The sequence below is a fragment of the Mesorhizobium sp. M0058 genome (assembly GCF_040323095.1).
Lineage (GTDB): Bacteria > Pseudomonadota > Alphaproteobacteria > Rhizobiales > Rhizobiaceae > Mesorhizobium.
This window is the reverse complement of sequence record NZ_JAMYUQ010000012.1, coordinates 11,932-24,648: the sequence shown is the minus strand read 5'-3', so window position 1 is coordinate 24,648 and position 12,717 is coordinate 11,932. Positions and strand designations below refer to the sequence as shown.

Sequence of the window (12,717 nt, the reverse complement as noted above, 5' to 3'; positions counted from 1 at the left end):
TGATGTAGAGCTTATCCACAACCTATGTGCATCTAGAGTTGTAAAAATGGGCTCACCATTCAAATTTTAGCCATCACGGAAAGGTGGCCTTCAGGGCTTGCTGGCACAGAGACGGTTCAGTGGGAGCCAGCGATGAGTCGCATAGTCTTAAAGTCCGCCGCGGTCGCATTCGGCTCGGTAGCCATCTCGCTTTTGCTGACGCTGATCATCGTTCCCGCCATGGGTTTTCCGGTCGACCGCACTGTCTGGCTGACATCGACGGTGTGCCCGCTGGCGCTCGCCTGGATCGCCTGCGCCAGCACCTTCTGGCAGAGCGACCGACTGAAAAACGCGCATCGCGATCTCGCCCGCGCGCATGCCCAGCTCGCCGCCGCGCATCGGCGCCTGTCGGCGAAGGCGAGCCGCGACGACATGACCGGCATGCTCAACCGCGAGAGCTTCTTTGCCGCGTTGGACGGCTCGCGGCGCAAATCCGATCGCGGCGCGCTGCTGATCATCGACGCCGACCATTTCAAGGCGATCAACGACAGTTTCGGCCATCTGACCGGCGATGACGCACTGGTGTTGATCGCCAGCGCCATCGAGCGCGGCGTCCGCAGCGGCGACGTGCTCGGCCGCATTGGCGGTGAGGAGTTCGGCGCCTTCCTGGTCGGCGCTACGGAAGCCGAAGCCCGGCGCGTGGCCGAGCGCATCCGCCGTGAAGTCGAGCTGGTCCGCTTTCGTCCGGTCGACGAGCGCACGGTGCCGCTGACCGTCTCGATCGGCGGCATCACCTGTGCGCAAGATGCCGATGTCTCGGACCTGATGCGCGCCGCCGACCGCCGGCTCTACGAGGCCAAGCACCGCGGCCGCAATTTGTCGATCCTCGACCGGGACATTTCCGAAGCTGCCTAGGTGTTGGTGGTGGGGCTGTTAACGGTTCGCCAACATTGTTTCCACGCAACTGCGCCGTTTACCGGGTTGTAACTCGTTTACAGGCAAGGCTTGGCACGGGAATGGCATGTCTGGCCGGTACCTGTGCCGTTCAGGGAACGCCATGCGTGGATCGAAGCCCCCATCCAGAGACGTGTCATGAGTTTCTTCATCAGGAAAATGTCGCGCCGCACCATCGTGCAGGCGCTGATTGCGATGCCGGCGCTACAGCTTTTTCGCAAGCTGCCTGACAGCGACCGCCCCCCGGCCGATCCCGACGAGATCGTCGTGGTCAATGGCTGGATCCTGAAGCGGAGCGACCTGGCATGATCTTCGACAGCTATGAGGCGTTTCGAGCCTCGGATTTCAAGCCCAAGGTCTGCATTCTCGGCTCCGGGCCTGCCGGCACCACCATCGCCAGAAAGCTCGGCGCCGCCGGCATTCCGGTGGTGATGCTGGAAGCCGGTTCCCGTGAATTCAGCGATGAATCTCAGGATTTCTATCGCGGCTCCACGGTCGGCGATCAATATTTCGATCTCGACATCACCCGGCTGCGCTTCATGGGCGGGTCGTCGAACCACTGGGCCGGCTGGTGCCGCGTGCTCGACAAGCAGGACTTTGAGCCCAAGGCATGGGCGCCGGACACCGGCTGGCCAATCGCCCGGACCGACATCGAGCCCTATCTGTCCGAGGTGCACGACATACTCGAGCTTCCCGACTTCAAGCCCGATGTGCCGATTTCAGACGACATACGCTGGGTGCAGCTGATCAAGAGCCCGGCCGTGCGCTTTGGCGAGAAATTCTCCGACGAGCTCGACAAGAGCAAGAACATAGCGCTCGTGCTCAACACCTATGCCACCGAACTTGCCGGGGACGGCAAACGAGTGACCGGCGCCAGGCTGTGGTCGAACGGCAAGGATGCCGGCGCCTTCAGCGCCGATTATTTCATCGTCTGCGCCGGCGGGCTGGAGAATTCGCGGCTGCTTCTATGGTCGAACCAGCGCTCGAATGGCGGCGTGGTGCCGAACGCCACGGCACTTGGCCGCTACTGGATGGAGCACCCGACCTTCGAGGGCGGCAATGCCATCCTGGCCGATTACAGGGAGTTCGAGGTTGACGCCGTCAACGAGGCGTTCTTCTCGCCGACGCTCGCCGCCATGGAGCGGCTGCAGATCATGAATTTCGGCATACGCCTGATCGAGATGCCCTATGCCGGCGTCAAGAGCCTGATTGCCGACCTCGCCTGCACCGCGCCCGAGGCCGCCGAATGGGTCGCCTACCAGCTCAGCCAAAACCTGCGCTGTGCGGCCCAGCTCTACGTCGCCTGGGAACAGGCGCCGCTGGCCTCGAACCATATCGAATTGTCGAAGACCGATGTCGACCGTGCCGGCGTGCCGCGCATCGAGCTGCACTGGAAGAAGTCGCCGTTGGAGCGCCGCACCATCCTCGAGGGGCTCAAGCTGTTCGGAACGACGCTGATCGAGAAGGACCTCGGCCGCGTCCGCATCATGGACTGGCTGACCAATGGCGAGGACTACCCGACGGATGAGGAACTGGCCGGCCACCATCATATGGGCGGCACGCGCATGGGCACCGATGTCACCAAGAGCGTGGTCGACGCCAACTGCAAGGTGCACGGCATGGACAATCTCTATGTCGGCGGTTCCTCGGTATTCTGCACGTCGGGCGAATGCAACCCGACGACGACGATCACCGCACTTGCCTGCCGGCTAGGCGACCATCTGACCAAAGTAATCACGGTGTGACGAAGTCATCCCCCCGGGTGTGACGAAGTCATCACCGTCTGATTGTCAAAAAAGCGAACGGCGCGACAGGATTGCTGCCGGCGCTACCCATGCCTTGGTGTCGAAACCCTCGGAAATCAGCGCCAACGAGATCTCCCTCCCCCTTGTGGGGAGGGATTAAGGGTGGGGATAGGTGCCGCGCAACCCTTCAGGATTTGCTAAACCGTCGCTGGGTCCAGCGCCGGCTGCCCCTTGCGGCGGGCGACGATCGCCTTGAAATCGGCGGTCCGGAACGCATCGCGCAACACGTCGAAAGACGGCAGCACGAAATAGGCGCGCTGGAACTTGTCGATCTCGTAACCGGTGCGCATCACCGTTTCGAGGTCGAAGGGCACGTGGTGCGCGTCCGCGCTCGCGACGGCGAACTGCAATTCGGTGAACGACGACATCAGCCCGGCGCCGAAAGCTTTCAGCTTCTGGCCCTCCTCCTGTATCAGGCCGTATTCGGCGGTGTACCAGTAGAGACGGGTGATCATCTCGTCACCGCCCAGCGCAATCACGCTCTCGGCCTTTTCGCCATATATCTGCATGAAGTCGGCAAACACCGGCTGCGTCAGTATGGGCACATGGCCGAAGAAGTCGTGGAACATGTCGGGTTCGACGATGTAGTCGAGCTCGTCCTTGGTGCGAAGCCAGTTGGTAACGGGGAAGCGGCGGTTGGCGAGATGGTCGAAGAAGGGCGCGGCCGGGATGAGGCCAGGCACGGCGACGATTTCCCAGCCGGTCAGCTTGCGCAGCTTGTCTGAGACCGCGCCGAAATCCGGGATCTTGTCGAGCAGGCCGAGTGCGGCGACCCCATCGAGATAGGAATGGTGCGCCAGCTTCTGCGTCAGCTTGGTCTGCCGGTCGCACAGCGTGCGCCACACCGCCTGTTCGTCAGCGCTGTAGTTGTAGCCCTGCGCCACGGTGAAATCGGAACGGCAGACCGAATAGTCGCCACGCAGGCCTTGCGCCGCGCAATCACGGGCATATTCGGCAACGCTCATCGTCGTCATGGTTCTTCTCCCCTGATCGTGACACTTTAATCTGTCCGCAGAGTCTAGCGGCGGCCGGCGAGGCAATTCAGCTTTGATGATGGCTTGGGTCCATGATTTGAGGTAAAAACCACCGAACAGAAGCTGAAAGAGAGTGAAAATGCCTCAGTTCGACGATTTCGAGATCAAGATGCTGGATGTGCTTCAGCGCGATGGACGCAAGCCCGTGTCCGAACTGGCGCAGGAGATCGGCCTGTCGACGACGCCTTGCGCCCGCCGCTTCGAGGCGCTGCAGGGGGCCGGCATCATCAAGGGCTTTGCCGCCGTGCTCAACCGCCGCGCCGTCGGCCTGATGGTCGAGGTGTTCATCCAGGTGCGGCTCACCAGCCACAGCGACGGTTCGCCCGAAACCTTCATCGCCGCCGTGCAACGCATGGATGAAGTGTCGTCATGCTGGACGATGACCGGCGACCACGATTTCCTGCTGCACGTCATGGTGCCGTCGGTCGACGAACTCAACGCCTTCGTCATGCACCGCCTGATGCGCCTTGCCGGCGTGCGCGACGTTCACACCCAGCTGGTGCTGCAGAACATCAAGGGCCCGGGCCACGTGCCGCTCGCCCACCTCAGGCGGTAGGACACGCACCGCCATTTCTGCGGAAAAGCTGCACGCAAACTGCTGAACGGAGCCCAAATGCGAAACTGAAACGCCGGCTACGCCATGCGGACCGTCGCTCAAAGGTCCGTCATGAACATCGTGCTGATCAATCCGCCGCACACCGCCATCGGCAGCCGCGTGCCCGATGACCATCTGCCACCGCTCGGCCTGCTGGCACTGGGCGGCCCGCTTATCGAAGCCGGCCATAAAGTCCGGCTGGTCGATGCCGAATTCGGGCCGATGCCGTTGGAAACGCTGGTGCGCGATGCGCTCAGCGGCCAGCCCGATTGCATCCTGATCGGCCATTCCGGCTCGACCTCGGCGCATCCCACCGCGCTCGCGATCGCCCGCATGGTCAAGGCGCTCGAGCCGGCGACGCTGGTGATCTATGGCGGCGTGTTCCCGACCTATCACTGGCGCGACATACTGGCGGCGAGCGATGTCTTCGACTTCATCGTGCGCGGCGAGGGCGAGGCAACCATCCTTGCCCTGGTCGTGGCACTGGACAATCGCCGGCCACTGGCCGATGTCGCGGGCATCGCCTATCGCGACGATCTCGGCCGCCCCTTCGCGACGCGGCCGGCCGGGACCATTGCCGATCTGGACGAGTACCGCGTCGGCTGGGAGCTGATCGATCACCGCCGCTACAGCTATTGGGGCGGCAAGCGCGCCGTGGTCATGCAGTTTTCGCGGGGCTGCCCGCATCTGTGCAACTATTGTGGCCAACGCGGTTTCTGGACCCGCTGGCGGCATCGCGACCCCAAGAAATTTGCGCAGGAGATTGCCTGGCTGCACCGCCAGCACGGCGTCGAACTGATCAACCTCGCCGACGAAAACCCGACCGTGTCGAAGAAGGTTTGGCGCGCCTTTCTCGATGCGCTGATCGCCGAGAACGTGCCGGTGCTGATCGTCGGCTCGACCCGGGCCGATGACATCGTGCGCGATGCCGACATCCTGCACCTCTATCGCAAGGCCGGCGTCATCCGCTGGCTGCTCGGCATGGAAAACACCGACGAACAGACGTTTCAATTAATCCGCAAGGGCGGCAGCACCTCATCCGACCGCGAGGCAGTCCGGCTGCTCCGCCAGCATGGCATACTGTCCATGGCGACCTGGGTGGCCGGGTTCGAGGATGAGACCTTTCGCGATCTGTGGCGCGGCTTTCGCCAGCTGCTTGCCTATGACCCCGACCAGATCCAGGCGCTCTATGTCACGCCGCACCGCTGGACGCCGTTCTTCCGCATCGCCAAGAACCGCAAGGTGATTCAGACGGATGCCCGGCTGTGGGACTACAAGCACCAGGTGCTGCAGATGACCCGGCTGAAACCGTGGATGCTGTTCTTCTCGATCAAGCTGATCGAGGTCGCGGTGCAGTCGCGGCCGAAGGCGCTGACGCGCATTCTCTTCCACCCCGATCCCGAACAGCGCCATTCGATGCGCTGGTACACGCAAATGGGCCGCCGCGTGTGGTTCCGCGAGGTCTGGGGTTTTCTGGCCCGCGACCGCCGCCTCAAGGATGGTCCGACGCTGGCTGAGTTCTGGGGCGCGCCGCAGGATGCCGATGAGGAATCCATGGTCGTCATGCGCCCGCCGCTCAAGCCGGCCGAAGCGGCTGTCGCGATCTCGGCCGGCGCCTGACGGGCTCGCTGCCCTTCATACCTACCGTATGCATATTGACATACGCAGCGTATGTACCTACCTCATGCATACGGGACGTATGTGAGTGCCCCGGACAATGGAGTGAAAATGACAAAACGCGACGCGATCTTTCCTGCCGGCCGGCAGGCTCTCTACGAGATAAATCGCTATTCTGCTGCAATCCGATCAGGCGATCTTTTGTTTGTCTCGGGCCAGGTCGGCAGCCGCGAGGACGGGTCGCCCGAACCTGTCTTCGAAAAGCAGGTCCAGCTTGCCTTCGATAATCTCGCGGCCGTGCTGAAAGCAGCGGGCGCCACGTTCGACGATATAGTCGACGTGACCACCTTCCACACGGATCCGGCAGCGCAATGGCCCGTGATCGATGCCGTTCAGCTGAAGGTGTTCGGTGAACCGCCCTACACCAATTGGACGGCGGTCGGCGTCAACTGGTTAGCCGGCTTCGACTTCGAGATAAAGGTCATCGCGCGCCTGCCCCAGCCTGCCTAACGGCTGGCCAGCCGATCGACTGGCCGCCAAGCCAGTTGCACCTCAGGGCACGATCAGCGTGCCGGCGCCGTGTTCCGTGAACAGTTCCAAAAGCACCGCATGCGGCGTCTTGCCGTTGAGGATGACGACGCCTTCGACGCCGCGCTCGATCGCCTCGATGCAGGTCTCGACCTTGGGGATCATGCCGCCCGACACCGTGCCGTCCTTGATCAGCGCCTTGGCTTCGGCCACTGTCAGTTCGTCGATCAGCTTCTTGTTCTTGTCGAGCACGCCGGGCACGTCGGTCAGGAACAAAAGGCGCGTCGCCTGGCAGGCGCCGGCGATGGCGCCGGCGAAGGTGTCGGCATTGATGTTGTACGTGTGGCCGTCGCGGCCCGGCGCCACCGGCGCCAGCACCGGGATCATTTCCGAGCGTGCCAGCAGGTCGAGCAGGGTGCGGTCGACCTCGACCGGCTCGCCGACGAAACCGAGATCGAGCACACGCTCGATGTTGGAGTCCGGGTCGATCATGGTCTTGCGCGCCTTTTCGGCGAACACCATGTTGCCGTCCTTGCCGCACAGGCCGATCGCCCATTCGCCCTCGGCGTTGATCAGCGCGACGATCTCCTTGTTGATCGAACCGGCCAGCACCATCTCGACGATTTCGACCGTCTTCTGGTCGGTAACGCGCAGGCCGCCTTCGAACTTGGATTCGATGCCCATCTTGGCCAGCATGGCGCCGATCTGCGGCCCGCCGCCATGGACGACGATCGGGTTGACGCCGGACTGCTTCAGCAGCGCGATGTCACGGGCGAAAGCCTTGCCGAGCTCGATATCGCCCATGGCATGACCGCCATATTTCACCACCACCGTCTTGTGCTCGTAGCGCTGCATATAGGGCAGGGCCCGCGAGAGCAGGGCGGCCTGCATTTCGGCGGTGGCGGTGATCTCCGTCATCGGCATGGTTCCCTGGATGTGGGTAAGGACGGCGGCGTCTTAGCGGGAATTGGCCCAGGCCGCAAACAGCTTTGCTATCACGATGATGAAATCTGCCGGATCAGGCCGGCACCTTGAGCGGCGCCCGCCGCGTCAGCCACCCGGAAATCTTCTCCATCTGCGCGGCGAGCGACAAAACCGTCTGCTCGTCGCCGGGGCGGCCGACGCCCTGGATGTCGAGCGGCAGGCCATTCTGGATCGCCGGCCAGTGGTGAACCACAGGCTCTTGTCCATCAATCGCCCAAACAGGGATCTGATCTCCAAGGCACGGGTCAGATGCAATTTTTCGAGCAGGTTTCGATGAGCTCGTCGGCCCTCTTCGGGTCCATGGCGCGCAGGCAAGCGGCGGATGCGCAATGATCGGGTTGCCTCGGCGCGCGCGATCGCAGCATCGACAACGTCCGGCGGCGAGATCTCGCCTCTGTGCAACAGCTCTGCCAAGCCGGTCGCATCGTTCTCCCACAGCATCCGTTCGGCCGACATTGCTGTTCCCCTATTTGCGGGAGGCTAACGACAGCCGATTTCCTTGGCAACCGACCGGCGATTACTGGCGATTGGGCGCGACATCGATTGCGTGGACAACAAGATTTCTGCCTTTGCAAACAAATTGTGATCGCTTAGCTTGTCCGTATGACGCCGCAGGATATCTCCACCCTGATTGTCCGGACCTCGATGAAGGATCGGACTGCGTTCGATCTGCTTTACCGGCAAACCAGTGCGAAACTTTTCGGCGTGTGCCTTCGTGTATTGAAGGATCGCGGAGATGCGGAAGAAGCGCTGCAAGAGGTCTTCGTCAAAGTGTGGACGAAGGCGGATCGTTTCGCTGTTTCTGATCTCAGCCCAATCTCCTGGCTGGTGGCCATAGCACGCAATCATGCGATTGATCGCATCCGGTCGCGACGCAAGCCTGCTGCCGATATCGATGCCGCGCTCGACGTGGCTGACCCCGGTCCCGGGCCAGAGGCTATGGTTGTTGCGGGCGGTGAATCCGAGCGCATCTATCAGTGCCTTGAAGAGTTGGAACAAGACCGGGCGCAAGCCGTTCGGGGTGCGTATTTGAACGGCGAAAGTTACGCCGAGCTCGCGGAACGTCACAAGGTTCCGCTCAACACGATGCGGACATGGCTGCGCCGCAGCCTGTTGAAACTTAGAGAATGTCTGGAAAGATGACCCTGGCAGAAGAAAATGGACCGGAACGTGGAGGCGACGACCTGCTCGCAGCCGAATACGTTCTCGGCGTGCTGCCGGCGGATGAGCGCCAGATAGCCTCCGGACGCATCGACGCGGAGACCGGCTTTGCCCGTCTCGTCGATTCCTGGGAAGTGAATCTCTCGCCGATGGCTGCCGCTTATGCTGAGGTAGAGCCGCCGGCCACCATCAAGCCGGCTATCGATCGCCGGCTGTTCTCCTCCACCGCGGCGTCGACGACGGCCCCGAGCGGCAGCCTGTGGTCCAGCCTTAGCTTCTGGCGCGGCCTCACCGCAGCGGCTCTCGCGGCCCTGGTGCTCTATGTCGCCGTGCCTTACGTCAGGTCGCCGGTCGTCGTGCCGCAGGAGCGCCTCGTCGCCTCGCTGGCTGCCGAAGGCAGCGATGTCAAATACCTTGTCGTCTACGACGCTTCCCGCCGCGATGTCGGCCTGTCGCTGGTTTCGGGCGAACGCGCCGCCGGCAAGGACTTCGAACTGTGGATGATCGAAGGCAAGAATGCTCCGGTCTCGATGGGCGTCATCCCCGCCGGCCAGGTCGCCCATATCCCGGTTACCCCGGCCGTGCAGCAGAAGCTGGCGCAGGGCGCCGTGCTTGCTGTCAGCGTCGAGCCGACGGGCGGTTCGACGACGGGACAGCCGACCGGACCGGTCGTTGCCGCGGGCGACCTGAAGGGCATCTGATAGATCGTAAAACCATGACGTGATAATGAAGTCAGCGGAAGTAGATCTTCCGCTGTTTTCGTTTTGGATACGCTGCTGGAGATTAGAGATTCGATCTCCGGAGATAATTCGCCGACAAGATAAAGGATAAATTTTTCCCGGCGCGCGGAAACTCAGGCAGTTCTATTCCGTATCTCCTCATGTTCCCGAAAGAGGAAACAATAACCCCGAGGAGTTCGAACCTATGCGTAGAATCGCCACCCTTTTGCTCGCCGGTACCATTGCCGTCTCCGCCCTCGCCACAATCGCCTATGCCGAGAATCCGATGGTTGGCGGCGCCGCCATGTACGCCAACAAGAACATCGTCGAGAACGCCGTCAATTCGAAGGATCACACCACGCTGGTCGCCGCGGTCAAGGCTGCCGGCCTGGTCGAGACACTGCAGGGCGCCGGCCCGTTCACCGTCTTCGCGCCGACCAATGAGGCGTTCGCCGCGCTTCCGGCTGGCACGGTCGAGACGCTGCTCAAGCCCGAGAACAAGGACAAGCTCACCAAGATTCTGACCTGCCATGTCATCGGCGCCAAGGCGATGGGCGCCGATGTCGCCTCGATGGCCAAGGCCGATGGCGGAACCCATAAGGTCAAGACGGTTGGCGGCTGCGAGCTGTCGCTCAAGGCCGATGGCGGCAAGGTCACCGTAGCCGACGAGAACGGCAATGTCGCCAATGTCACGATCGCCGATGTCGAGCAGTCGAACGGCGTCATCCACGTCATCGACAAGGTCCTGCTGCCGAAGATGTAACAAAGCCCCTGCCGCCGACGAACAGGCGGTAAGCTCCTGCAGATTGCGCGGCCCCGCCCCCGTGGGCCGAGCAAACGACCGAGCGCTCCATCCCGTCCGCAACAAGCGCGGAGCCGGTGTGGAGCGTTCGTTTGCAGGACAACCGTCACCGGCTTTTGATTTTCCAGTGGCGGCCAAATTTGGCAAAACAACCCGCAGGAGGATTTCTGTCATGAACCGTCGAGATTTGCTTTTGAGCGGCGCCGCCATCGCTGCCGTGGCCGGCGCGGCGGCAACGTTGCGCATGGGCGGGCCCGCTAAGGCTGCCGAAACCTTCGAGGTCACCAAGACCGACGCCGAATGGCACGCCATCCTGTCCGACGAAGCCTTCAACGTGCTGCGCAAGGAAGGCACCGAATATCCCGGCACCAGCCCGCTGCTGAACGAGCACCGCAAGGGCATTTTCGCCTGCGCCGGTTGCGACCTGCCGGTCTATTCCTCGGAGACCAAGTTCGAGTCCGGCACCGGCTGGCCGAGCTTCTGGCAGGAGATTGCCAACGCCGTCGGCAAGACCGAGGACCGTTCGCTCGGCATGACCCGTACCGAGGTCCACTGCCGCCGCTGTGGCGGCCATCTCGGCCATGTCTTCGACGATGGCCCGGCGCCGACCGGCCTGCGCCATTGCATCAACGGCGTGGCGCTCAGCTTCAAGCCGGCCACTGCCTGACCGTTCGGTGCTGGGCGCGGTCAAAGCACCCGGCTCTGTGCTGGTCCGGCCTGACGGTTATGTGGCCTGGGTCGGCGGCCCTGAAGCAGCCGGGCTAACCGACTCGCTGACCAAATGGTTTGGGCCGCCTGCCGCAGCATAGCGCGCCGGGTGTTCGACCAAGGAGCTTGATAACGATCGATGCTTAAGCGTGACCCCGGAAATCGGGGGTGATTTCCGGCGTCACACATGAGGGCGCCAGGCGGGGGGTCCGGCGCGCTCAATGGCCTCCGCCACCGCTGCCCGCGGGCGGCGCCGGCTTGGCGATGACCAGGGTGAAGACCGCCATGGTCGCGAACAGCACGGTCAGCATGGTGAACACATCCATGAACGACAGCAGCGACGCCTGCTGCTGGACCATGCCCGACAGTTTGGAGATCGCGGCCTTGGTGGCGTCGAGACCAGGCGTCTGCTGGAAGTCGAGCGTCATGTTCTGCAGCTTGGTCTGCGCCGCCGCACTGCCCCATTCCACATGCTCGGCCAGCCTGGCGTAGTGGAAGGCGCTGCGATCGATCAGCACGGTGTTGATGACGGCAAGGCCGACCGCACCGCCGAGGTTGCGGGTCAGGTTGAACAGGCCCGACGCGTTCTTCAGCCGGTCCGGCGGCAAGGTGCCGAGCGCAATGTTGTTGATCGGCACCATGCACAGCATCATCGAGCTGCCGCGCAGGATCTGCGGGATCAGCAATTCCCAGAAATCCCAGTCGGCGGTCAGATGCGTCATCCACCATGTGCCGGCAGCGAAACCGAACAGCCCGATCATCATCATGATGCGCAAATCCATCTTGCTCGACAGGATGCCGGAAATCGGCGCAGTGACGAACATCGCCAGGCCGCTGACGAACAGGGCTTCGCCGATCATCAAGGAATCGTAGCCGCGGATGCGCCCGAGGAACACCGGGTAGAGATAGGTCAGACCGTACAGGCCGATGCCGATGACGAAAGAGAACAACGAACCGAAGGCGAAATTGACGTTGGTGAAGGCCCTGAGATCGACGATCGGCTCCTCGGCGGTGAAGGCACGCCAGAAGAACAGCGCCGCACCGACAACCATGATGATGGCGCAGATGAACACGGCCTGTTCCTGCAGCCAGTCATGGTTCGGACCTTCCTCGAGCACATATTCCATGCAGCCGAGAAACGCCGCCATGCCGGCAAGGCCCCACCAGTCGAACTTGCTGAACAGGCCGAGATTGGGCTTGTCGAAATCGATCAGGGTCCAAGTCGTGACCGTCACCAGAATGCCTGGAATGACATTGATGAGGAACAGCCAGTGCCACGACATGGCATGGCTGATATAGCCGCCGACGGTCGGGCCGATGGTCGGCGCCAGCGTCGCCACCAGGCCGATCATCGGCGACACCATGGCGCGGCGCGACGGCGGGAAAATGGTGAAGGCGGCGGCGAAAACGCTCGGGATCATGCCGCCGCCGATAAAGCCCTGGATGGCTCGGTAGACGATCATCTGGTCGATGTTGGTGGCGGTCGCGGCCAGCGCGCTGGCCGCCGTGAAGCCGGCCGCAGCGCCTGCAAACAGCACGCGCGTCGACAGCATCCGGCTGAGGAAGCCCGACAGCGGGATCATCACCACTTCGGCGATCAGATAGGCGGTCTGCACCCATGGGATTTCGTCGGAACTGGCGCTGAGGCCGGCCTGGATCTCGGCCAGCGAGGCTGAGACGATCTGGATGTCGAGGATCGCCATGAACATGCCGAACACCATCGCCAGGAAGGCGATGAGGCGGCGCGTCGAGATGGTCGTCGGTACCGCCGGCATGGCAGGCGCCGGCGCCGCTCCTGCAGTTATGGTTGCGGTTGCCATGGCGTTGCTCC

14 protein-coding genes and 1 pseudogene are annotated in these 12,717 nt (G+C 62.8%); 11 read left to right on the top strand and 4 right to left on the bottom strand.

Annotation, left to right across the window (positions count from 1 at the left end):
• The first annotated feature begins 132 nt into the window (after positions 1–132).
• The 3 genes from NKJ75_RS21090 to NKJ75_RS21080 all read left to right on the top strand — a co-directional run bounded on the left by NKJ75_RS21090 (position 133) and on the right by NKJ75_RS21080 (position 2,678).
• Positions 133–894, top strand: a complete 762-nt coding sequence (locus NKJ75_RS21090; protein ID WP_023681345.1) for a GGDEF domain-containing protein — start codon at positions 133–135, stop codon at positions 892–894.
• Positions 895–1,071: 177 nt separating this feature from the next.
• Complete coding sequence (locus NKJ75_RS21085; RefSeq protein ID WP_023673226.1) at positions 1,072–1,242, top strand: hypothetical protein; 171 nt, start codon at positions 1,072–1,074, stop codon at positions 1,240–1,242.
• Positions 1,239–2,678, top strand: a complete 1,440-nt coding sequence (locus NKJ75_RS21080) for a GMC oxidoreductase (protein ID WP_023744895.1) — start codon at positions 1,239–1,241, stop codon at positions 2,676–2,678. The genes NKJ75_RS21085 and NKJ75_RS21080 overlap by 4 nt, the downstream gene beginning before the upstream one ends.
• Positions 2,679–2,875: 197 nt before the next feature.
• On the opposite strand, the gene phhA is transcribed toward NKJ75_RS21080, so the two are convergent.
• Positions 2,876–3,712, bottom strand: a complete 837-nt coding sequence (gene phhA, locus NKJ75_RS21075) for a phenylalanine 4-monooxygenase (protein ID WP_023834587.1) — start codon at positions 3,710–3,712, stop codon at positions 2,876–2,878.
• Positions 3,713–3,851: 139 nt separating this feature from the next.
• Between phhA and NKJ75_RS21070 the strand changes: the two genes are divergently transcribed.
• From NKJ75_RS21070 to NKJ75_RS21060, 3 genes are all read left to right on the top strand, one after another.
• On the top strand, positions 3,852–4,328 hold the full coding sequence (locus tag NKJ75_RS21070) for an Lrp/AsnC family transcriptional regulator (RefSeq protein WP_023834588.1): 477 nt from the start codon (positions 3,852–3,854) through the stop codon (positions 4,326–4,328).
• 111 nt (positions 4,329–4,439) lie between these two features.
• On the top strand, positions 4,440–5,987 hold the full coding sequence (bchE, locus tag NKJ75_RS21065) for a magnesium-protoporphyrin IX monomethyl ester anaerobic oxidative cyclase (protein ID WP_023834589.1): 1,548 nt from the start codon (positions 4,440–4,442) through the stop codon (positions 5,985–5,987).
• Between the two features lie 108 nt (positions 5,988–6,095).
• Positions 6,096–6,494: a RidA family protein gene (locus NKJ75_RS21060; protein ID WP_352500141.1), complete on the top strand. Its 399-nt coding sequence runs from the start codon at positions 6,096–6,098 to the stop codon at positions 6,492–6,494.
• A gap of 42 nt (positions 6,495–6,536) precedes the next feature.
• On the opposite strand, the gene argB is transcribed toward NKJ75_RS21060, so the two are convergent.
• Positions 6,537–7,430, bottom strand: a complete 894-nt coding sequence (gene argB / locus NKJ75_RS21055) for an acetylglutamate kinase (protein WP_013528489.1) — start codon at positions 7,428–7,430, stop codon at positions 6,537–6,539.
• 100 nt (positions 7,431–7,530) lie between these two features.
• Positions 7,531–7,689, bottom strand: a complete 159-nt coding sequence (locus NKJ75_RS21050) for a hypothetical protein (RefSeq protein WP_023732753.1) — start codon at positions 7,687–7,689, stop codon at positions 7,531–7,533.
• Between the two features lie 410 nt (positions 7,690–8,099).
• On the opposite strand from NKJ75_RS21050, the gene NKJ75_RS21045 reads away from it, so the two are divergent.
• From NKJ75_RS21045 to NKJ75_RS21025, 5 genes and pseudogenes are all read left to right on the top strand, one after another.
• On the top strand, positions 8,100–8,639 hold the full coding sequence (locus tag NKJ75_RS21045; RefSeq protein WP_023673234.1) for a sigma-70 family RNA polymerase sigma factor: 540 nt from the start codon (positions 8,100–8,102) through the stop codon (positions 8,637–8,639).
• Positions 8,636–9,358, top strand: coding sequence for an anti-sigma factor (locus NKJ75_RS21040; RefSeq protein ID WP_023736962.1), 723 nt, complete (start codon positions 8,636–8,638; stop codon positions 9,356–9,358). The genes NKJ75_RS21045 and NKJ75_RS21040 overlap by 4 nt, the downstream gene beginning before the upstream one ends.
• Before the next feature lie 223 nt (positions 9,359–9,581).
• Positions 9,582–10,139: a fasciclin domain-containing protein gene (locus NKJ75_RS21035; RefSeq protein WP_023739778.1), complete on the top strand. Its 558-nt coding sequence runs from the start codon at positions 9,582–9,584 to the stop codon at positions 10,137–10,139.
• A 211-nt stretch (positions 10,140–10,350) separates the two neighbouring features.
• The gene (msrB, locus tag NKJ75_RS21030; RefSeq protein WP_023834591.1) at positions 10,351–10,845 is read left to right on the top strand and encodes a peptide-methionine (R)-S-oxide reductase MsrB; all 495 of its coding nucleotides are present in this window, start codon (positions 10,351–10,353) and stop codon (positions 10,843–10,845) included.
• A gap of 7 nt (positions 10,846–10,852) precedes the next feature.
• Positions 10,853–10,987: pseudogene (locus tag NKJ75_RS21025) on the top strand (aromatic-ring hydroxylase C-terminal domain-containing protein); the annotation flags it as partial.
• 117 nt (positions 10,988–11,104) lie between these two features.
• Here NKJ75_RS21025 and NKJ75_RS21020 read toward each other — a convergent pair.
• Positions 11,105–12,706 carry a DHA2 family efflux MFS transporter permease subunit gene (locus NKJ75_RS21020; protein ID WP_023755369.1) on the bottom strand — a complete coding sequence of 534 codons (1,602 nt, stop codon included), beginning with the start codon at positions 12,704–12,706 and terminating at the stop codon, positions 11,105–11,107.
• Positions 12,707–12,717 lie beyond the last annotated feature (11 nt).